Origin of the sequence: Camelimonas fluminis, from assembly GCF_014656355.1 — a bacterium.
Lineage (GTDB): Bacteria > Pseudomonadota > Alphaproteobacteria > Rhizobiales > Beijerinckiaceae > Camelimonas > Camelimonas fluminis.
The window spans coordinates 602265-622099 of record NZ_BNCG01000001.1 but is presented as its reverse complement, the minus strand read 5'-3'; the positions used below and the strand labels follow the sequence as shown (position 1 = coordinate 622099).

The 19835-nt window shown below is 64.4% G+C and carries 17 protein-coding genes, 1 tRNA gene and 1 pseudogene; 8 read left to right on the top strand and 11 right to left on the bottom strand.

Features of this window, described 5'->3' with window-relative positions:
- Positions 1 to 101: 101 nt before the first annotated feature.
- Together IE243_RS02585 and IE243_RS02580 are read right to left on the bottom strand one after the other, a co-directional pair.
- A pseudogene (locus IE243_RS02585) lies at positions 102 to 1340 on the bottom strand (ABC transporter substrate-binding protein).
- A 132-nt stretch (positions 1341 to 1472) separates the two neighbouring features.
- Entirely contained in the window at positions 1473 to 2255 is a 783-nt protein-coding gene (locus IE243_RS02580; RefSeq protein ID WP_244642657.1) for an SDR family NAD(P)-dependent oxidoreductase, read from the bottom strand.
- A gap of 761 nt (positions 2256 to 3016) precedes the next feature.
- On the opposite strand from IE243_RS02580, the gene IE243_RS02575 reads away from it, so the two are divergent.
- The 5 genes from IE243_RS02575 (at position 3017) to IE243_RS02555 (ending at position 8205) form a co-directional block, all read left to right on the top strand.
- The gene (locus IE243_RS02575; protein ID WP_191317741.1) at positions 3017 to 4258 is read left to right on the top strand and encodes an ABC transporter substrate-binding protein; all 1242 of its coding nucleotides are present in this window, start codon (positions 3017 to 3019) and stop codon (positions 4256 to 4258) included.
- Positions 4259 to 4694: 436 nt separating this feature from the next.
- A complete protein-coding gene (locus IE243_RS23380) occupies positions 4695 to 5447 on the top strand; it encodes a LuxR family transcriptional regulator (RefSeq protein ID WP_244642654.1) in 753 nt (250 codons plus the stop codon).
- Positions 5448 to 5491: 44 nt separating this feature from the next.
- Entirely contained in the window at positions 5492 to 6574 is a 1083-nt protein-coding gene (locus tag IE243_RS02565; RefSeq protein ID WP_191317740.1) for a helix-turn-helix transcriptional regulator, read from the top strand.
- A 217-nt stretch (positions 6575 to 6791) separates the two neighbouring features.
- On the top strand, positions 6792 to 7235 hold the full coding sequence (locus tag IE243_RS02560) for a nuclear transport factor 2 family protein (protein ID WP_191317739.1): 444 nt from the start codon (positions 6792 to 6794) through the stop codon (positions 7233 to 7235).
- A 133-nt stretch (positions 7236 to 7368) separates the two neighbouring features.
- Positions 7369 to 8205, top strand: a complete 837-nt coding sequence (locus IE243_RS02555) for an LOG family protein (protein ID WP_191317930.1) — start codon at positions 7369 to 7371, stop codon at positions 8203 to 8205.
- 60 nt (positions 8206 to 8265) lie between these two features.
- Here the strand turns inward: IE243_RS02555 and IE243_RS02550 are convergent, their stop codons facing one another.
- Complete coding sequence (locus IE243_RS02550) at positions 8266 to 8592, bottom strand: hypothetical protein (protein WP_191317738.1); 327 nt, start codon at positions 8590 to 8592, stop codon at positions 8266 to 8268.
- Positions 8593 to 9060: 468 nt separating this feature from the next.
- Here IE243_RS02550 and IE243_RS02545 point away from each other — a divergent pair, with 468 nt between their 5' ends.
- Positions 9061 to 10716 (top strand): FAD-binding dehydrogenase, encoded by a 1656-nt coding sequence (locus IE243_RS02545; RefSeq protein WP_191317737.1) that lies wholly within the window; start codon positions 9061 to 9063, stop codon positions 10714 to 10716.
- Positions 10717 to 10887: 171 nt separating this feature from the next.
- On the opposite strand, the gene IE243_RS02540 is transcribed toward IE243_RS02545, so the two are convergent.
- The 3 genes from IE243_RS02540 to IE243_RS02530 all read right to left on the bottom strand — a co-directional run bounded on the left by IE243_RS02540 (position 10888) and on the right by IE243_RS02530 (position 12737).
- Positions 10888 to 11745 (bottom strand): enoyl-CoA hydratase/isomerase family protein, encoded by an 858-nt coding sequence (locus IE243_RS02540; RefSeq protein ID WP_191317929.1) that lies wholly within the window; start codon positions 11743 to 11745, stop codon positions 10888 to 10890.
- Positions 11746 to 11940: 195 nt separating this feature from the next.
- The gene (locus IE243_RS02535; protein WP_191317736.1) at positions 11941 to 12456 is read right to left on the bottom strand and encodes a PaaI family thioesterase; all 516 of its coding nucleotides are present in this window, start codon (positions 12454 to 12456) and stop codon (positions 11941 to 11943) included.
- Between the two features lie 206 nt (positions 12457 to 12662).
- Positions 12663 to 12737: transfer RNA gene (locus tag IE243_RS02530), tRNA-Thr, on the bottom strand.
- A 264-nt stretch (positions 12738 to 13001) separates the two neighbouring features.
- Between IE243_RS02530 and IE243_RS02525 the strand changes: the two genes are divergently transcribed.
- Positions 13002 to 13955, top strand: coding sequence for an NAD(P)H-dependent flavin oxidoreductase (locus IE243_RS02525; protein WP_191317735.1), 954 nt, complete (start codon positions 13002 to 13004; stop codon positions 13953 to 13955).
- A gap of 248 nt (positions 13956 to 14203) precedes the next feature.
- On the opposite strand, the gene IE243_RS02520 is transcribed toward IE243_RS02525, so the two are convergent.
- Both IE243_RS02520 and IE243_RS02515 read right to left on the bottom strand, forming a co-directional pair.
- Positions 14204 to 14839 carry a trimeric intracellular cation channel family protein gene (locus IE243_RS02520; protein ID WP_191317734.1) on the bottom strand — a complete coding sequence of 212 codons (636 nt, stop codon included), beginning with the start codon at positions 14837 to 14839 and terminating at the stop codon, positions 14204 to 14206.
- A gap of 503 nt (positions 14840 to 15342) precedes the next feature.
- Positions 15343 to 15843 (bottom strand): pyridoxamine 5'-phosphate oxidase family protein, encoded by a 501-nt coding sequence (locus IE243_RS02515; RefSeq protein WP_191317733.1) that lies wholly within the window; start codon positions 15841 to 15843, stop codon positions 15343 to 15345.
- Positions 15844 to 16163: 320 nt separating this feature from the next.
- On the opposite strand from IE243_RS02515, the gene IE243_RS02510 reads away from it, so the two are divergent.
- The gene (locus tag IE243_RS02510) at positions 16164 to 17402 is read left to right on the top strand and encodes an ABC transporter substrate-binding protein (protein ID WP_191317732.1); all 1239 of its coding nucleotides are present in this window, start codon (positions 16164 to 16166) and stop codon (positions 17400 to 17402) included.
- 254 nt (positions 17403 to 17656) lie between these two features.
- Here IE243_RS02510 and cas2 read toward each other — a convergent pair whose 3' ends face one another.
- From cas2 to cas4, 3 genes are all read right to left on the bottom strand, one after another.
- On the bottom strand, positions 17657 to 17947 hold the full coding sequence (cas2, locus tag IE243_RS02505; protein ID WP_191317731.1) for a CRISPR-associated endonuclease Cas2: 291 nt from the start codon (positions 17945 to 17947) through the stop codon (positions 17657 to 17659).
- Positions 17925 to 18986, bottom strand: a complete 1062-nt coding sequence (gene cas1c, locus IE243_RS02500; RefSeq protein ID WP_191317730.1) for a type I-C CRISPR-associated endonuclease Cas1c — start codon at positions 18984 to 18986, stop codon at positions 17925 to 17927. Before cas1c ends, cas2 begins: the two co-directional genes overlap by 23 nt.
- 143 nt (positions 18987 to 19129) lie before the next feature.
- Positions 19130 to 19774: a CRISPR-associated protein Cas4 gene (gene cas4 / locus IE243_RS02495; protein WP_191317729.1), complete on the bottom strand. Its 645-nt coding sequence runs from the start codon at positions 19772 to 19774 to the stop codon at positions 19130 to 19132.
- Positions 19775 to 19835 lie beyond the last annotated feature (61 nt).

Sequence of the window (19835 nt, the reverse complement as noted above, 5' to 3'; positions counted from 1 at the left end):
GGCTTTTCCGGGGCAACCTTTATCGCCAGGACAAAATCCCGATGTGTCGGCGGGATTCTGTCCAGGACGCTGTCGGCGGGGCAACCCTGCCAGACGCTGTCTCAGTGAGCCGGCTTGCTGGCGGCGCCCAGGACCCCGCCGAAGCGCTCCCAGCCCTCGCCCTTGAAGCGAACCATCTGCATCTGCTTGACCGGCGCGTGATCGCCCGGCGCCGTATTGACGGTGATGCCCGGCAGGAAGCCCTTGATGTGGACGTCCTTCATGTTGCTGGCCTGCTTCATGATGTTCTCGCGGGTCAGGTTGTCTCCGGCGGCTTCCAGCACCTTGTGCATGGCCTGGGAGACGACATACCCGTACATGTGGCCGCTGTTGCCCATGTCGGCGCCCGGCATGTACTTCTACATGAATGCCCGCCACGCCTTCATGTCCGGGTTGTCATTCCAGCTCGGATCGTCCGGCGACATCATGTAGGACGACGTGATCACGCCCTGGGAATTTTCCAGACCGGCCGGACGCATCACCATGGCGGCGGAGGCGCTGGCGGTGGCGACGATGTGCATGGGCTTCCAGTTCAGCGCCGCCATCTTGCGGATGCTCTGGGCCGCGAACTTCGGCGTGGAGAAGCTGAGCAACACGTCAGCGCCAGACGCCTGAAGCCGCAGAATCTGCGAATCCACCGTTGGCTCGGAAATATCGTACGCCACTTCGGCGACAACGTATTTCTTGTAATCGGGACCCAGCGTTTCCTTCACGCCTTCCAGATAGTCTTTGCCGAAGTCGTCGTTCTGGTAGAGGATCGCCACCTTGGCGTTGGGGCGTTCCTTGCGGATATAATCCACATAGACGTGCGCTTCGTCGCGGGTATTGGGCTGGAAGCCCATGGTCCACGGGAAGTTTTTCGGATCGTTGAACTTCGAGGCGCCCGTGGCCAGGAACAGCTGCGGAACCTTTTTGGCGTTCAGATAGCGCTGGATGGCGCTGTTGGCCGGGCTGCCGAAGGTGTTGAAGATCGCCAGCACCTCGTCGTTTTCGACCAGTTTGCGGGTCTGCTCCACGGCCTTGGGCGGGCTGTAGGCGTCATCGTAGCTGATGAACTTCACCTTGCGGCCGTTAATGCCGCCCTGCTCGTTCACCATCTTGAAGTAGGCGGCCTCTGTTGCGCCCATGATGCCATAGGACGAAGCAGGGCCGCTGTACGGGTAGGTGTTGCCAATCCTGATTTCGGTGTCGCTGGCTCCAGCGTCATATTTTTTCTCGGCCGCGAGCACAGGAACGGATGCAAACACGGACACGGCCACCGCGGCCATCAGGGCGCGGCGGGACAGGGAACAGATCGACATGATGTAAGAGTTACTCCGGAGTGTTCGTTGTTAGCGTTCGTTGTTTCATGGCCATCGACCGGGCGCAGGCATGGCCGGCATGCAACATGCCGGCGCGCTCCGGCGAATCTGGAAAACCTGACGCGATCGCGTTCAGGCGTTACGCGCCATCAGGCCGCCATCCACCGGGATCACCACGCCGGTCAGATAGGAAGCGGCTGGCAGGCAAAGGCTCAGCGTCACATGCGCCACTTCTTCCGGACGTCCATAACGGCGCATGGCGGTGCGGATGCGGGCGTACTTCTGCTTGCTCTCATCCGGAATGTCGGCGGTCATGCCGGTTTCGATTGGCCCAGGGCAAATGCAGTTGACGGTGATGCCCTCGCGCCCAAGCTCCACCGCCAGCGCACGGGTCAGGCCAGTGACGCCGGCCTTGGCGGCGGAATAGGCGCTGTGGCCAGCAGTGGCGCCCAGCGCCTCGGTGGAGGCGATGGTGACGATGCGCGCCGCGTCGGATTTGCGCAGCCAGGGCAAGGCGGCCCGCACCAGCCGCTGCTGGGCGGTGAGCAACACCGCGAGCCCCTGGGCCCAGCGTTCGTCATAGTCCGGCGTATCGATCGGCGCGTACACCGAAATGCCGGCGTTGGCGACCAGGCAATCCAGCCCGCCGAAATGGGTCGCCGCCTCATCCACCACCCGCTTCACGGCCTCCGCGTCAGCCACGTCGAGGGCGAAAGCGCGTGCGTCGCCCCCATCTGCCCGGATAGCGGCCGCCACAGCTTCGGCGCCGTCGGCGCGAATATCGACCACCGCCACCCGCGCGCCTTCGTCAGCAAAGGCGCGGGCTGTCGCGGCGCCCATGCCGCTGGCGGCGCCGGTGACGAAAACAATGCGGTTCCGCAACGAGCGGTCGAGTTTCTTGTAGGGCGGCGTCACAGACGGAATCCTTCGGTTGATCGCAAGGCGCCCGCCGACGGCAGGCGGACAGGGCGCGAGCCGGCGCCCGGCGGGGCGGAGCAGACTCAGGGATGGTGATTTTCATGGAAAAAACGTGGCTGGCGCGGCGTGCAAAGACGGCGCTCAACAGGTCAAGGGCCCGCGCAAGGCGGCCGCCAACCCGCACAACTGTTTCCTCCGATGTATTTTATCCATTTGGAGAATGCTTTTCACGCCCGCCGCTGTCAAGCGCATGCGCAAACATGTCCAGAAAGCTCACAGACAACGGCTCCGATGCTACGGAGCGCCGTCGCCTTGCGGATGTTCGCCGGGTGGGGCGTCCACGCCGTCACGGCGCGGCATGCTGGTCGCCCGCGGGCGGAGGCTGGCCGACCGTTCGCGCCCACATCCGGTCTGGAATGGCGCCGCGACGACCGATCACATCGCCCGCAGTCTCGCCGCCATGCTGACGGCGGAGCCAGAGAGCCAACGCCAGCATGCAAGCCCGACGCCAGAATGCAGGTGAAGCAGGCGGTTGCGCAGACACCCCCGCGGCAAGGCGGCGTCCGGCCGCATGGCGCGCATGCGCAAGCAGCAAGATTCCGATTCAATCTCACCGGATTTTGCTCTAGAGGGGCTCCCAAGCACGCCAGCGGGAACCCCCGCGCGAAGCTTGCGCCGCTTTCGCGTATGGCGTGTCCTTGTCAGGACGCCGGGCGCCTTCTGCCTCCGGTTTAACCAAAACTTCCAAGGAGAGCTTGATGCGCTTGACCAAACGCATGTTCATCGCCGGCCTGATGGCCACTTCGGCCGCCGCCTTCGCCATGGCCGGCCCTGCCCTCGCCGAAAAGAAATATGGCCCCGGCGCCTCCGACACTGAAATCAAGATCGGCAACTTCGTGCCCTACAGCGGCCCGGTGTCCGCCTATGGCGTGGTCGGCAAGACCATGGACGCCTACTTCAAGATGATCAACGATCAGGGCGGCGTCAACGGTCGCAAGATCAAGTTCATCAGCTATGACGACGCCTACAGCCCGCCGAAAGCGGTGGAGCAGGCTCGCAAGCTGATCGAGAGCGACGAAGTGCTGGCGCTGTTCGGCACGCTCGGCACGCCCTCCAACACCGCCATCATGAAGTACGTGAACGCGAAGAAGGTGCCGCACCTGTTCCTGTCTTCGGGCGGCACCCGTTTCGGCTCAGACCCCAAGGCCCATCCCTGGACCTTGCCGTTCAACCCGTCCTACGAGTCGGAAGGCCGCGTCTACGCCAACCTGATCAAGGAAAAGTACCCGAACGCCAAGGTCGCGGTGCTGGTGCAGAACGACGACTACGGCAAGGACATCTACAAGGGCGTGAAGGATGGTCTGGGCGACAAGGTCTCGATGATCGTCGCCGAGGCCCCCTACGATCTTTCTGACGCCACCGTCGATTCACAGATGGTGAAGCTGAAGGCCTCGGGCGCCGACCTGTTCCTGAACCTGGCGACGCCGAAGTTCGCGGCGCAGTCGACCCGCAAGCTTGGCGAACTGAACTGGCGCCCGGTGCACATTCTCAACAACGTCGCATCCCAGGTTGGCGCCGTGCTGGTTCCGGCTGGCCTTGAAAACGCCCAGGGCGCCATCACCGCCACCTTCATCAAGGACCCGAGCGATCCGGCCCTCGCCAACGACGCCGAGGTCAAGCAGTTCAAGGAGTTCATGGCCAAGTACATGCCGGATGGCGACATCAACAACAGCCTGTACGCCATCGGCTATTCCATGGCTGACGCCATGACCCATGTGCTGCGTGAAGCCGGCGACGATCTCACCCGCGAAAACCTCCGGAAAAAGGCCCTGAGCCTCAATGGCTTCGCTCCGCGCATGGTCTACAACGGCCTGACCATGAAGACGTCGGAAACCGACCACTTCCCGCTCGAAGAGCTGCAGATCATGGTGTTCAAGGGCGACCGCTGGGTGGCTGAAGGCGGCGTGATCTCCGCCGTGACCGAAACGAAGAAAAAGTAATCAGCAGTTCATCCTGACTGACGACATAACGGCTCGCGCCCCAGGCGCGGGCCGTTTTTTATTAACCCAAATTCGCAATTGATATCATCCAAATTCGACTAGCGCCTACTCATTATAGGTAAGTTCCAGGCACTTCATGCGCCAGGCCGGGCCGGAACAGCGCGAAAGCAAATCAGGCTGGCACGAGATATCGGGAATATTGATCACGTTTTTGTGATATTCCATGCCATTTGGCACATGCACGACATCCGGCCGCATGCTGATTAGATCCCTATGGGGGGACCCTTCAGGGTCAGATCATTTCTGCAGGGCGGATTTTCAAAGCAGGAATGGGCGAAACCTGAGACAACTGCAGTGAGGCGATGCGCCCGCTGGTTGCGCCCAGACGCCTGTCCGCCCCCGCCGCCAGACAATGGCCAGGAGGGAAGACCGGGTTATGGGACTAAGGACGGCCACGACTGACTACGCCATTCGCGCCAGATGGACCCAATCGCACTTCAGCAGGCAGGCGCAGCATTTTTCCGCCCGGGCGAACCAGACCCAGACGAAGGAAGACCTGACGGCGATCATCCAGCCAGAGCGCCTGCTGCAGGACTGCATCCTCACGTCGCTTCAGTTGCAGAATCCCCTCGAACGCTACGCTGGTTTCTGCTCGCCGGAAGCGTGGCGCGACAGCCCGCAGGCCGCGCATACCGGCCTCATCGCCATCTGGCTTCCCGAGGACAGCACCGTCGCCTGGACGGACCTCTCCAGCCATTTGCAGATCGCGCGCGAAACGGCGCCAGAGGCGCCGGTGGTCATTATCGCCGATCTGCCCCGCATTCCAGATGTGGCCCGCCTCCTGCGTGAAGGCGCTTCGGCGCTGGCGCCGGTGGATACGGGTCTGCGCGCCATCGCCAGAATTCTGGATTTCGTGCGGGACGGCGGAACCTACATTCCGGCTTCCCTGATCGAACAGGCAGGCGCGGCTGGCTTGCTGGCTGAGGCGACGCCAGACGTCGTCGCGCTGTTTTCACCCAAACAGCTTGCGGTCGCAAAAGCCCTGAGCCGGGGCGCGTCCAATAAAATCATCGCCTATGAACTGAACATGTGCGAAAGCACCGTCAAAGTTCATGTCCGGGCCATCATGAAAAAACTTCAGGCAAAAAACCGGACTGAGGTCGCATATATCATGCAAAACGTGAGGTGATTTAAGTATAATACCTTTCATGAGCACGTATTATGGATGACGGGATGCCTGAACGCACGATAGACCTGCTGTACGAGGCGTCGCTGTTCCCTGACCGCTGGCCCGAAGCGCTTCATGCAGCCATGCTGCATGTCCAGGCCTCGGCCGCCCTCCTGATCGTGGAACACAAAAACGAGCAGCAGTTTTATTGTACGGATGCGATCGCTGGAACACTCGACCGGGCGCACGCTGGCGGATGGTTGCAGACAAGTCGCAACATCCGGCGGGCGCGTTTTCCGAAACAGCGCCAAAACATCTGTTTTGTCAGGGATCTCGACGTTATTGGCACGAGTGAAATAAAGACCGCGCCGCTTTACGCGAAATTTCTTCATCAGGAAGGATGGGGATCGAACGCCGGCGCCCAACTTATTCTTCCCGACCAGCGTGAGATCATCATCAGCTTCGAGAACCGTCTCGAGATGGGTCCCCTGGACCAGGCTTCCCTCGACCGGCTGAATGAGCTTGCTCCGCATCTTGAGCGGGCGTCGCGCCTGTCATCCCGCGTCGGGCTGGCGCGCGCCGCATCGCTGGTGACGACAATCGAGCAACTCGGCCTGCCAGCCTGCACGCTGGCTGCCGACGGCTCCGTCATCGCCGCCAACAACGCGTTCGCGGGGCTGGAGCCTTGCGTCTCGGCCGGCGCATTCGACAGGCTGGCGCTGAGCGACGCCGCAGCCCAGAAGCAGATCTATCAGGCCCTGCGGGACAGCAGCGCGCCTGGCGCGACCCCGCGTCCATTTCCGGTCAAGTGCTCCTCTCCCAGGGGCACGATTGTGCTCACCGTGCTGCCGGTGACGGGAAACCTGCGCGATATATTCACGCGGGCGACCGCCCTGCTGCTGGTGACGCCAGGCGCCCGCAATCTCTCCCAGGCTTCCGAACTCCTTGAAAAGCTCTACGGCCTCACCCCGACCGAGGCCAGGACCGCATGCGAGCTTGCTTCCAGCATGTCGATTCCGGAGATCGCCCGCCGCCACGCCGTTTCGGTTGGAACGGTGCGCAATCATGTCAAATCGACCCTGGCCAAGGCGGATGTCCGGCGTCAGGCGGACCTGATCGCGATCATCAACAACCTGTTCCCGTTCTGAAGCCTTTCAGCCAGCTTCGAGGCCTGACCGGACGCCGGGGGCCAATGCGCCCGGCATATCGGGATCGTCCACAATCCGGGCGGCGCTTACCCTGGCAGGTCGGCGATGCGTCGACCTGTTCGCGGTCTGGTCCGGGTCCGCCGCCGGCTGATTGACGCTCTCCTCCCCACGCTTCAGAGTGCCGCCAGGTTGGCCGGCGAAGGGGACCCTCCCGGATATGGCGCAAGGATCTGCAACGGCGGAGAAAATGGTGGCCGGGCGACAACGGGTCGACGCCCATGTGACGGCGTTCAACGCCGGAGACCGGGAACCCCCGCGCGCCCTGTTTACGCCAGACGCCAATAGCCGCGGCGTGCCCGGCTGGGTTCCTGTCAATGGGGCCATACCCATCTGGCGCGAACTGCATGAAAACACGTGCATGCGGCTGGAAATTTCTGGCGTCGTCAGTGACGGCGCGACGGCGGCGGCGCTGCTTCACGAAACCGGCCGTTTTGTTGGGGCATTTCGCGGACTTGCCGGGCATGAGCCCACAGGGAAGCATTATGAGTTGCTGGCGATCGAGTGGTTCGCGTTTTCGGGAAACCTGATCGCCCGCCGGTGGGCGGCGCGCGATTCCGGCGCGCTCGCCAGGCAGGCGCTGGACCATTGTCAAGAAAAGTGAAATCTACGTTTCGTTGAGAAAATGGGGATGCGCGCGCCGGAACCCGGCCACCAGCACGTGCCCGGTGGGCCAGGTTTCACAGGGCATGCGCTGGAATGAACTGACCAACACATCAAGGGATGCTGAACGGCTTATGGTGAAGGACGTGGAGAATGGCGGGGCGCCAGGCGGCAATGGCCTGTCAAAAAGCTACATGCTTGCCGTGGAGGATACGGATTTCCTGCTGCGCGACGAGATGCGCGCGTTCCGGTTTGGGCTTGAGTTCGCCAAGGCCGAACTGACCTTGCGGGACTGGGGCATCCGCTCCACCATCATTGTGTTCGGCAGCGCCCGCATCCCCTCCCCGGAGCAGGTTGAGGCGGCGCAAGCCGCCGCCCAAGCCCCCGAAGAGCTGGAGCGCGTGCAGTGGATGCGCGGCCAGTTGCGCTACTACGACACCGCCCGCGAATTTGCCCGCATCGCTTCGGAGCGCGGCGGCGCCTTTGCGCCCAGAAACCGCTGGCGCGACAATGTCATCGCCACGGGCGGCGGCCCGGGCATCATGGAGGCCGCCAACCGGGGCGCCGCGGACGTGCGCGCCCCCAGCATCGGCTTCAACATCACCCTGCCACACGAGCAGCACCCGAATCCCTATTCCACGCCAGAGCTGACCCTGCGCTTCCACTATTTCGCCATGCGCAAGATGCACCTGGCGATGCGCGCCAACGCCCTGGCCATTTTTCCTGGCGGCTACGGCACGCTTGACGAACTGTTTGAGGTGTTGACCCTGCAGCAGACCGGCAAGGCGCCGCGCATCCCTATCGTGCTGTTCGGCAAATCTTACTGGCAGCGGATCATCAACTTTGACGCTCTGGCCGAAGAAGGCGCGATTTCCCCCGAAGATCTCAAGCTGTTCGAATATGCCGATACGGCGGAGGAAGGTTGGGAATCCTTGGTCCGGCGGGGCATCACCGCCATGCCGCCCGGCTGATCCGGCACGCCCGCGCAGACAACCTCCGGCGGAGCGGCGCCCGCTTCGCCGGAGAACGCGTTACGCGCCGCCCTCGCCTTCATCCAGCGCCAGGCGTACGATGGCCGCGCCGAAGTCGCTGGACGCTGCGCCCACCAGTTGCGGCCCCGTGAAACCTGGAATGATCACCGGCCGGCGCATGTGGTTGCGGATCCGATGAACCGATACGAGACCGTGCGCCACGAACACCTCGTATTCCGTCACCGGCGCCCCGGCTGTTCCCCTGATGGAGAACACCACGTGCGCATTCTTGTAGGCGTCTTCCCCATCTGACGCGAAATTGCTGCGGCAATCGATCTGAACAGCTCCGCCGGAACCGGCGACGCACCGGTCAACCGCTGCGATCACGGCGCTTTCCAGCCAGTCCGCCGCCGCCTGGAAAGACTGCCGTCTCGCCAGACGGTTGGTCTCGGCCCGCGCATTTCGCGCGTCATCCCTTTTTCTTTCAGCTGCAAGCCGCCTTGAGACACACGCGCTGTAAGGACTGGTCGACATGGGCGTAACCGCTCTCCCGGTATGAAACCTCAAAGCCTGCGGCAAGAACAGACCGCCCGGACAGGGCGGCCAGGACAGCCATAGCGCAGAGGCCTGAAGGCGTCAGCGACCGGGCTTTGGAAAAGCCGCCGGGAATCGCCAGGCTAGGTCGCCGCGGCGAACCTGCACGTGCGCAAGCACACATGCAGGCCATCTCCGTTGTGCAGGGGCGCCAATGCCTGTGATTCCTCCTCACCTGTCCCTGCCAAAGCACAGGTTGCTGCGGCAGGCGCCACACGCCACACTCGCCCCGGTTCATGCGCCTTGTGGGGGAGAAGCGCCATGGCGGATGCGGATGCGATTGTCGTGGGCGCCGGCCTCGCCGGCCTTGTCGCCGCCACGGAGCTGGCCGACGCTGGCAAGCGGGTGATCGTGCTTGATCAGGAATCGCGTCAAAACCTTGGCGGCCAGGCCTTCTGGTCGCTCGGCGGCCTGTTTCTCGTCGACACCCCCGAGCAGCGCCGTCTGGGCGTCCGCGACAGCCTTGAACTCGCCTGGGCGGACTGGCTTGGCTCCGCCGGTTTCGATCGCGACGAGGATCACTGGCCGCGGCGCTGGGCCGAGAGCTATGTGGCGTGGGCGGCGGGCGAAAAACGGGCATGGCTGCGCGCCATGGGCCACCGCATTTTCCCAATCGTCGGCTGGGCCGAACGCGGCGGCGCCAGCGCCCTTGGCCACGGCAATTCCGTTCCGCGTTTCCATGTCACCTGGGGCACTGGCCCAGGCGTGGTGGAACTGTTCACACGCCGGGCGCTGGTCGCCGAATCCAGCGGTCTGATCCGGTTTTGCTTCCGCCATCGGGTGGATGGACTGATACGCTCCGGCGGCGCCGTCACCGGCGTGAGCGGCGTGGCGCTGGCCGACGACGACGGGCCCCGGGGCGTCAGCAGCAACCGCGACATCACCGGCGATTTCGCCTTTTCCGCCCCATCGGTCATCGTCGCCAGCGGCGGCATCGGCGGCAATCCTGAGCTGGTGCGCAAGGCATGGCCAGCCCGGCTGGGCGCGCCGCCGGCGCGCATGGTCGTTGGAGTTCCGGCCCATGTCGACGGCCGCATGCTGGGCGTCGCCGAGGCCGCCGGCGGCAGGCTGATCAACGGCGACCGCATGTGGCATTACGTGGAGGGCCTGCAAAACTGGGATTCCATCTGGCCTGATCACGGCATCCGCATCCTGCCCGGCCCTTCGTCCCTGTGGCTGGATGCGCGCGGCGCCCGCCTGCCCGCGCCGTACTATCCCGGCTACGACACCCTGGGGACGCTGGCGTATCTGCGCCAGACCGGCGCTGATTATTCCTGGTTCATTCTCACCCAGTCGATCATTCGCAAGGAGTTCGCTCTTTCCGGTTCCGAGCAGAATCCGGATCTGACCGGGCGCGACTGGCGGCTGGTGGCCCGGCGGGCCATCGGCAAGCGCGCCACAGGTCCGGTCGAGGCGTTCAAGCAGCATGGCGCCGATTTCGTCGTCGCCGACAATCTCGACGACCTGCTCGCCGGCATGCAGCGACTGGCTGGCGACGGCCTGCTCGACGCTGGAAAGGCGCGCAGCGAGGTGGAGGCCCGCGACCTGCAGATGCGCAATTCCTGTGTCAAGGACAGCCAGATCATGGGCATTCACAATGCCCGTCGCTACCTTGGCGACAAGCTCGTCCGCACCGCCGCGCCACACCGCTTGCTAGATCCCAAACATGGCCCGCTGATCGCAGTGCGGCTCAACATTCTCACCCGCAAGACGCTGGGCGGCCTGGAAACCGACCTGGACGGCCGCGTCTTCGGCGAGGAGGGCCAGATCGTCCCGGGCCTGTATGCGGCGGGCGAAGCCGCCGGCTTTGGCGGCGGCGGCATGCACGGATACCGGGCCCTGGAGGGCACGTTCCTCGGCGGATGCCTGTACTCAGGCCGGCAGTGCGGCAGCGCCGCCGCACGGGCTGCCGGCTGACGCGCGCGCGACAATCTCAAATCGTCGCACGACGCGTCCAAACCACCGCGCGGCATGCCCGAACCGCTGCGCAGCGCGCACCCAAAATCATCGCGCCGCTTCCGTAGCCCAAGAACGACCAGGAACGCCCCTGAACGCCCACCCGCTCGCCGATAGCGCGCTGCCGGCGGCCTATTTACCCTGGAAGCGCGGTTTCCGCCGCTGGAGAAACGCATCGACGCCCTCCCGATGATCATCGGTGAGGCTGGCCAGGGCAAACTGGTCCACGTCCATGTGGCTGGCCAGATCATCAAGGGCATGGGTCAGCCGGTTGACCGTCTGCTTGGTCATGGCGGTGGGTATCGGCGGCTGGGCCGCGACTTTTTCGGCAAGCGCCATGGCGACGTCGAATGCATGGCCTGGCTCCGCCAGCTCTTCCACGAGCCCCCACTCCCGCGCCTCAGTGGCCGGAATGCGCTGATCCGCCAGAATGACCGCCTGCTTGGTGCGCGCTGGCCCAATCAGGTGCAGCATTCGCGGCACGCTCTGCCAGCTCATGTTCATGCCAAGACCAATTTCCGGAACGCGGATATGGGCGTCGCGCGCCATCACCCGGAAATCGAGCGCGACGGCCAGCGCTGCTCCACCGCCAATGCAAAAGCCCTCGATCGCCGCGATAGTGATCTGGTCCATGTCATGCCAGGCGCGCGTGAGGCGCGGCCCCAGTCGCAGATGCCGGCGCAGGTCACCGAGGTTCATGTCCGCGCGCGAGCGCCCTTCCGGGTCTTTCAGATCAAAGCCGGCGGAAAACGCCATGGCTCCGCCCCGCAACACCACCACCGAGGTCACGGGATCATCTTCGAAACTGCGCGCCGCATCGGTGAGTTGCCTGAGCGCATCGGGCGATAGCGCGTTAACGCCATCGTGGCGATCAAAGGTAACGACCGCGATCCGGCCTTCCGGCCCCAGCCCGCGCTCTGTCGTGACGTATTGCGGCGCCACCGTTGCCTCCCCTGTCGCTCCAATCCAGCCGGCGGGAGCGGTCGCCATCGTGTTGGCGCGGATCATGGCAGCCCCACCCGACGCTGGAAAGCCCGGCGCACGCCCCGCGGCTGAAACTGGCCACATGCCAGTACTGGCGCACGACCGGCAGGGCGGGCCCACCAGGCAAGGCCACGACTGGAATGCGTTGAATGAAAATATTGCCGAAGAACCCGCGCCAATCTGAGCCGGGCTGCGGAGATTTTATCTTGGTTGCAGGATGGCAAAATTGCCGTTCGCCTGGGCAATCAGCCTGTCTGCAAGATAAAGACGCGATTCGAGATTTGCGATCGTGCGCCCCCGATTGAGGATCACCGTCTCACAGCGGATAATTCCCGCAGGCGCCGGGCGGAAATAATTGATCTTGATCTCAATGGTGACGCACGATTCCCCCTTGTTGAGAGTCGGATAGAGCACCATTCCCATGCCTGTGTCGGCAAGCGCGTAAAGCACCGCGCCGTGGGTAACCCGGTGGGGGTTGTGGTGGATATCGGGCGTCACCTCGATGGAGCAAACGCTACGTTCGGGGCTGCGCTCATCAATACGGAGGCCGATCGTACTGGCGAAGGGATGAATGTGCAATGTATCCGGAATATTCGACACGATGAGCGGCCTCCCTGCAGTGACCGATTCTTTTTTCTGATAATCTGATTTGTATATATAAAAGCATTGCGCGCCATTTTCATAATGGCCCGGGCGCCATTCGCCTGGCGAATGCATGGACCGGTTCCATTCGGGAAGCGCCGGCTAGCCAGAAATCGGGAATCAGGCCGCGCCGTTGCGCTGTTGCTGGATACAGCGCGCGGTTCAGGCGCTTTCCCGACGCGGCCGGCCCCATGGACCAAAAGATCAGTCATGCGCGCAGGCCGCCGCCGAAACGGACCCCGCGTGAAACAAAATCCCGGAAATATCAGTCAGGGAACCAATGGTGCCGGCGGAGAGGATCGAACTCCCGACCTTCGGTTTACAAAACCGCTGCACTACCGCTGTGCTACGCCGGCCCACAGGGCGACCAGCAGGGGCGCTGGCAGCCCGGCGCGGGATGCCCGCGCCTTGATCGTCGGGTATCAATATTTGGCTTGTGAGGCAAGGTTGCCCGCTGCGCCAGCGGTGGATTCGCAGAACGCGTGTCCATCTGGCCGCATGCGTCCGCCCGGGCTTTTCAGACGGCGCATCCGCCGCCATCATCGCGGCCAGATATAAATCACAAAATCACCCCCCCAAAAATCGTCCCCGAAGAGGGCCTGCATCAGGGAGAGACGTTCATGTTCGAGGGTAACCGCGTGGTTGCGCATACGCGCGCCCGTTTTCCGATCTTCCAGTCGCCGATGACCTGGATCGCCCGGGCGCCGCTCGTGTCGGCGGTGTCAGCGGCGGGCGGCTTCGGGCTGCTGGAGAGCACCTCGCGCGATCTTGCCATGACCACGCGTGAGTTCACCGCCATTCGCGCCGCCACCAACGCGCCCTTCGGCGTCAACCTGCCGGTGCGCTACCTGAAAGAAGATCCGGCGGAAGAACGGGCCATCATTGACTGGCTCCTGCAGCAAAAGATCCATTTCGTCACCACGTCGGCGGGCGACCCTGGCCGGTACGTGCGCATCCTGAAGGAAGCCGGCGTGGTGGTCTACCACGCCACCGCCACCCTGTACGGCGCGAAAAAAGCCGTGGACGCCGGCGTGGACGGCCTGATCGTCGAAGGGGCCGAAAGCGCCGGCGTGCGCAATCCTGAGGAGGTGCACAGCTTCGCGCTGCTGCAGGCGGTGCGCGAGGCGGTGGACGTGCCGCTGGTGGCCGCCGGCGGCGTGGTCGACGGTCGCGGCATGGCGGCGGCCTTCGCCCTGGGCGCCGAAGGCGTCACCATGGGCACGCGTTTTGTCGCGTCAGTCGAAAGTCCGGTGCACGAGAACTACAAACGCGCCATCGTCGCGGCGCCCAGCGCCGGCACGGCCCTGATCGACAATCCGCCTGGCGCCCGCATGCGTGGACTGAAAACCGCTTACGCCGAGGCGGTGCTGAAAGGTGAGCGCGAACAACTTCCGTACAAGGACATTATCGACCGGCTGTATGTGAACGGCGATGTCGACGGCACCTCGGGAGCCGCGGGCGAAAGTTCGGGGTTGATCAGGGAAATCAAAACGGCGCAGCAGATCATTGACGACACCATCAGCAGTTTCTGGAGCCAGATCGACAGGCTCGCGGCCCTGCGCGCGCCTGCCTGACGTCAACGGCCCCTGGCCACCGTCACCCCGCGCCGCCTCACGGGATTTTGGTGAACAGACCCTGGTTGGACCAGGCGAGCGCAAGGCACGCCCGCAAGAGCGTGCACACGCCGGCTTTGCAGATCGCGGGTCCGTCCGCGTCTCCGCGATCTGGCGGGACAGAAACCGCGCCCATCGGCAGGTCGTCGGCGGCGCTCCCAGCCCAACTCGCGCCTCGCGATTGCCTGGGTGAGCGGCTTCCAGCCGCGTCAGTGCAATGTATGGGTGTAAACGAACTTGGGCATGCTCCAGCCATAGCGCAGCGCGAGCATGCGCAGGCTCAGGCCGACGGCCATGGCGATCCCTGTCGCCGCGTCATGGGGCAAGCCAACGATCTGCCCCCCCACGTACAGCACGCCAGTGACGATCGAGACCGTTGCGTAAAGCTCGGTGCGGAACAGCAGCGGAATGTCAGCGCACAACATGTCCCGCAGCACGCCGCCAACACAGCCGGTGATCATGCCGGAGGCGATGACAATGATGAACGGCATGTGCATGGCGATGGCAATGTTGCAGCCGATCACCGTGAACACCACCAGGCCAATGGCGTCCAGGAACAGAAACAGCTTGCGCAGATGATGCATGTAACGGGCCACCGCGATGGTGGCCAGGGCCGCGCCCGCGGTGATCAGCAGATACGACGGGTGCTCGACCCAGGACAGGGGATGCCGGCCCAACAGAACGTCGCGCACGGAGCCGCCGCCCAGGGCGGTGATTGGCCCCAGCATGGCGACGCCCATCCAGTCCATGGAGCGTCGCCCCGCCACCAGCGCAGCCGTCACCGCTTCGGCCACGATGGCGATGAGATAAAGAACCTGAAGATAATACGCAGCGTCCAAGCTCATGGATCTCGCCCGAGAAAATGTTGACAACGCGCCGCCAGATCCAACCGCCCGGCAGACGAGATCCCCGGCCATGCAGCGCATCCATCACTGCCTGTCCTGTCCAGATCAGCATCCCTGACAAGCAGGGAGCAATATCCGGAGCATCGATACAGGCGGATTTCATCAAGAGGAAGCCTGACCTGGGCGCGGCGAGTTCGATACAACGCGCAACGTCACCAACGCGCAACGTCACATGGCGGCGCTCTGGCGGGGGCCTGTCTGGCTCCCTGTCTGGAGCGACCGCCGCCTTGCCCCTTCGAATGATCTCCAGCTGGCGTTTTCCATGCCGCTCTTCCCGCAGGATGGCCGCAGCAGACTGCAACCGCCTTGCGCCCTGGCCAGCGCGCATCAGGACGTCATGGTTCAGCCCAGGAGGGCGATCTGACCGATGTTGTCTGCGCGGCGCCAGGCGTTGCGCGCGAGCACGGAACAAGGCAGCGAAACCTTGCTGAAAAGCGCCTCGTCTACAGTCCGCTCACCTTGCGACTGTCGCCAAGGCGCGGATTGGCGCCGGAGATGGCCGCCTTCAGGAGCGCCACCGCGGCGCGCAGCCGACCCAGGCCACCCCAGATTTCGGCGTCCTCGGGCTGAACCGTGATGAGCCGGATGGCCGGGTCATCCGGCGACGCCCACCAGGCGCGATCGGCGACGCTAAAAATTTCCTGGATCATGATACGATCGTCGACCACATCCGCCCAACCGGAAATCGCCAGATAGTTGTTGCTCTGGTGGTCGGCGAAGTTCAGGGACACCTGCGGAAAGCGGTGTATCTGGTCCTTTTTGGCGCTTGCTTCATCGGTGAGAAAGTAGATGGCGTGGCGCTCACGGTTTGGCCGCGCGGCGACCGGCCTGGAGCGCTGACGCTCTCCGTCCCACGTCACCAGCATGCAAACGCCAATCGCGTCGACAAGCTCCCAGACCTTGTCGACGGCCTCTTCATTGGAAAGGTTGCCGTACAGGGTCATGTGCGTCGCCCCCAGTTCCGCATGCCCCTTCCCCAAACACCTGATAACTCCTGGCGGCCCCGTGTTGTTCCGGTTGAACGCCCGATGCACAAAATCCCGGCATCTGGCGTCGCTGCGGGCCGACGCATCCAGAAGCGCCCGCCACCGCCGGAGAAACGCGCCAGGACAGGCCAGGAGCTGGCCGCGACCCGGTATCCAGGGGAAATCCGACCCGAAAAACGTCAACAGGTTGCGCTAATGGGCAATCAACGCCTATCTGTCCCCCGCCCGGCGACAGTCCGGTCTTCCGGATGAAAGATCGTTTTCCAAAAGGGGAATTCATGTCAGACACCACAGCCCGCGTCGCTCGCCTGTCCCGCCGCGACCTCATTCGCCTTGCTGGCCTGGCGACCGTCGCCAGTGCTGGCGGCGTCGCTTTGCCAGCTTTCGCCAAAGGCGCGTACGACGTTGGCGCCGACGATCGCGAAATCCGCATCGGCCAGACGGCGCCCTTTAGCGGGCCGGCGTCCTATGTCGGCGTGTCCAGCCGCGTGCAGATGGCTTATTTCGAGCGCCTCAACAAGCAGGGCGGAATTAATGGCCGCCAGGTGAAGCTGATCGCCGTCGACGACGCTTACAGCCCGCCGAAAACTGTCGAAGCGACGCGCCGTCTGGTGGAGAGCGACCAGGTGCTCGCCATGTTCAACTCGTCCGGCACCGCCTGCCAGACCGCCGTGCAGAAATATCTCAACGGCCGCAAAGTCCCGCAGTTGATGATCAGCACGGGCGCGACGCGCTTCAACAATCCGAAGGAATTTCCCTGGACCACGCCGGGCTCGGCCCTCTACGCCACCGAGGCCAGGGCGCTGGCGCGCCACCTGCTGCAAGCCTCGCCCGATGCCAAAATCGCCATTCTGCAGCAGATGGACGAGATGGGCCGTGACTATGTCGCCGCTTTCAAAGGCGAACTGGGCGACCGCGCCAAAGCCATGATCGTCGCCGAGACGACGTATGAAACCGCCGACCCCACCGTCGACTCCCAGGTGGTGAAACTGGCCAGCTCCAACGCCGACGTGTTCGTCAACCTCACCATGGGCAAGTTCGTCTCCCAGTCCTTGCGCAAGGTGCGTGAAAGCGCCTGGCGACCGGCCCAGTATCTGATGAGCATTTCGTCAACCAACTCACTGCTGAAGCCTGCGGGCATGGAAGCGGCGACGGGGGTCATGGGCCTGCGCGCGGCGCGCAACGTTTCCAGCGCGCGCTGGAAGGACGACCCGGCGGTGAAGGACTATCTGGCGCTGCTGGACGCCCATCTGCCCAACCTGGACAAGCGTGATAACGTTGGTTTCATGGGCTATTCCATGGCCAATGTCCTGCACCAACTGCTCACCCGTTGCGGCGATGACCTCACGCGCGCGAACCTGCTGAAAGTCGCCACCAATCTCACCGACATGACGGCGCCGATCAATCTGCCCGGCGTGAACTTCGCCACGACGCCACAGGACTATTCGCCCCTGAAGAACTTTGAGCTGGCGCGCTTTGAAAACGACGACTGGTCGGCGATCAAGATGCTGGACTGACGGACTCCGGCGCCTTCAGGACTCCGGCGCCTTCAGGGGATGACGGCGCAGGCTACAGGCGGGAATATCGCCTGCGGCGGACAGGAAACCCGGCGCATGCCGCCGGGTTTCCCACGGCGCGGTTCCACGGCGGCGCCAGTGAAGACCAGCTCGCGGGTAATGTCCCGGTTCATCCGCTCGGCGCATTTTCTTTACAAAACCCTGCTTTCTCAAAATAGCTCCAGCCGACAGTGGCCCCGGCCCATGTCGTCGGCTCAGATAATCAACGGCCCGTTGAGATCGGTCGCCGGTTTGGCGCCCACATGCTCGACGCGCCGGCTCCAGTTGGCGCCGAGAAAGTAGTAACGCAGGCTGTCATGCTCCGGATCGATCAATCCTTCCAGCCTGGCGCGCAGCAGGGTCCATTGCGCCGGATCGACCTCGATTTCGAACACCGAATACTGCACCCGCTGGCCGAAGTCCCGGCAAGCTTTTGCCACCCGCCGCAGGCGCCCGGCGCCGCCGGGTTCGCTGGTCCGCACGTCATAAGTCACGAGCACGAGCATGGCTTACTTCCAGATCCAGGGGGGGGTAGCCGTCGAGATCGCCGCGTAAATGCCGCGCCAGCAGCAATGCCTGCAGATGCGGGACCAGGCCCAACGGCGCGCTCTCCTCCAGGAACGGATGGCGCCGCTCCTCCTTCTTGCGTTCCTGCCAGGCTGTCAGCACCGTACGTCGGCCATCCTCGGTCAGCATGACCGCGCCGCCGTCGCGCCATTCGAAATCCCGCGCCCTCACCTGGCGGCGGTTGAGCAGCGACAGCGCCAGCCGGTCCGCCATCACCGGCCGCATTTCCTCCATCAGATCCAGCGCCAGCGACGGCCGGCCCGGCCGCTCGCGATGAAGGAAGCCGACAGCCGGATCAAGCCCAACGCCCTCAAGCGCGCTGCGGCAGTCATGCACCAGCAATGTGTAGAGAAACGACAGCAGCGCGTTGACCGGGTCGAGCGGCGGGCGGCGGCTGCGCCCAAGGAAACGCACCTGCTCATCCGGTGCGCGCACCAGATGGCCGAAAACGGAGAAGTACGTCCGGGCGGCGTCGCCCTCATGGCCGCGCAGCACATCGGCGCTCTCGCCGGCCAGGGCTGCCCGCCGCAGGATGCGCGCCAGCCGGTCCACGGCGGCGGCGATGGCGGCCGTGGCTTCTGGCGGCATGGTCTCGCCATAGTCGCGCAGGGCCCGTTGCAGCACCACACGCTGGTTGGCGACCTTGCCGCAGACGATGCTGCGGACGATTTCCTCGGAGTCGTCGCTGATCCGGTATTGCGCCCGGCGCAACAGCACGTTGCCGGACACCGGCCCCTCGATCCGCGCCTGAAACCGGCCAATGCGATCCAGCAGAACGATGCTGACGCCGCCAGCGGCCAGGGCCTGAATCAGCGGCGGCGTCACCAGCACGGCGCCAAACGCCACCACCGAACCCAGCATGTGAAACGGCACGCGGCCCCGCTCGACGCCGTCGATCTCGGCCACCAGATTCTCGCCGTCCTTGCGCAAGGCGGCGCCTTCGGTGGTGATGTAGACGGTGTTGAGCAGCTTCTTCATTGATCCGCCTCTCAACCGGCGTTTCAAGCCCCGTTCTGGATCACGCCGCCAGAACGGAACCCGCTCCTGCCGCGCCGGATTTTCGCCACGCCTTTCCCGATCCACGGGCTATCTGCCCGCGACGCGGCTGACCTCGCCCCGTGTCAGTCAGGCCCCTGCTCCAACGCGCCGCCAACCGCCGCCGCCCGGAACGCCAGCGCCGATTTGCCCGCCACCGTCGGCCGGCACAGCCCGATCAGCGAGCAGGCCCGGCAGCGCGACGCCTTGTATTGCGCCGGCGGCGTGCGGCCGGAAGCGAGCACGGCCCCGAAGGCCAGCGCCGTGCTTTCCGTCAGCTCGCGCAGGCTGGCGTCGAACGGAACCACGACGCGGCGGCGGGTTTCCCCGTAAAACAGCGCGCCCTCCGGCGTCGGGCGGCCGGTCATTTCCTCAAGGCACAGGGCCTGGGCGCACAATTGCACCTCATCGGCCCGGTGGGTCTTCGGCTTGCCGCGCTTGTACTCCACCGGAAACGGCGTTTCGCCATCGGGCCCGGCGTGGAACTCCACCATGTCGGCGACACCCGCCAGATTGAGCCGCCGGCAGGCCAGCGCCATGGCCCGCACATGCCGGACAGCTCCGCGCGTGCGAACGCCCGGCCGGTCCGCCGCCGTGTGCAGCACCTGCCCCTCCGCCGTGAAGCGGTTGTCCGCCCACAACTGCTCCACATGGATCAGCGCCGCCTGCCGCAGGCAGAACACCGCATGCTGCAGGGCCGAGATGGCGATGGGCTCCGGCGTCTGATCCACGACGGCGACCTCCTGGGTCGATGGCGCAAACGCAGCGGCAAAAGCGGCGACGACCGCCTCT

Bases quoted from the DNA above. Each gene is read 5' to 3' on its own strand.
- IE243_RS02575 (WP_191317741.1), top strand. From the start codon at position 3,017: ATGCGCTTGACCAAACGCATGTTCATCGCCGGCCTGATGGCCACTTCG.
- IE243_RS23380 (WP_244642654.1), top strand. From the start codon at position 4,695: ATGGGACTAAGGACGGCCACGACTGACTACGCCATTCGCGCCAGATGG.
- IE243_RS02565 (WP_191317740.1), top strand. From the start codon at position 5,492: ATGCCTGAACGCACGATAGACCTGCTGTACGAGGCGTCGCTGTTCCCT.
- IE243_RS02560 (WP_191317739.1), top strand. From the start codon at position 6,792: ATGGCGCAAGGATCTGCAACGGCGGAGAAAATGGTGGCCGGGCGACAA.
- IE243_RS02555 (WP_191317930.1), top strand. From the start codon at position 7,369: ATGGTGAAGGACGTGGAGAATGGCGGGGCGCCAGGCGGCAATGGCCTG.
- IE243_RS02545 (WP_191317737.1), top strand. From the start codon at position 9,061: ATGGCGGATGCGGATGCGATTGTCGTGGGCGCCGGCCTCGCCGGCCTT.
- IE243_RS02540 (WP_191317929.1), bottom strand. From the start codon at position 11,745: ATGGCGACCGCTCCCGCCGGCTGGATTGGAGCGACAGGGGAGGCAACG.
- IE243_RS02535 (WP_191317736.1), bottom strand. From the start codon at position 12,456: ATGCATTCGCCAGGCGAATGGCGCCCGGGCCATTATGAAAATGGCGCG.
- IE243_RS02525 (WP_191317735.1), top strand. From the start codon at position 13,002: ATGTTCGAGGGTAACCGCGTGGTTGCGCATACGCGCGCCCGTTTTCCG.
- IE243_RS02520 (WP_191317734.1), bottom strand. From the start codon at position 14,839: ATGAGCTTGGACGCTGCGTATTATCTTCAGGTTCTTTATCTCATCGCC.
- IE243_RS02515 (WP_191317733.1), bottom strand. From the start codon at position 15,843: ATGACCCTGTACGGCAACCTTTCCAATGAAGAGGCCGTCGACAAGGTC.
- IE243_RS02510 (WP_191317732.1), top strand. From the start codon at position 16,164: ATGTCAGACACCACAGCCCGCGTCGCTCGCCTGTCCCGCCGCGACCTC.
- cas2 (WP_191317731.1), bottom strand. From the start codon at position 17,947: ATGCTCGTGCTCGTGACTTATGACGTGCGGACCAGCGAACCCGGCGGC.
- cas1c (WP_191317730.1), bottom strand. From the start codon at position 18,986: ATGAAGAAGCTGCTCAACACCGTCTACATCACCACCGAAGGCGCCGCC.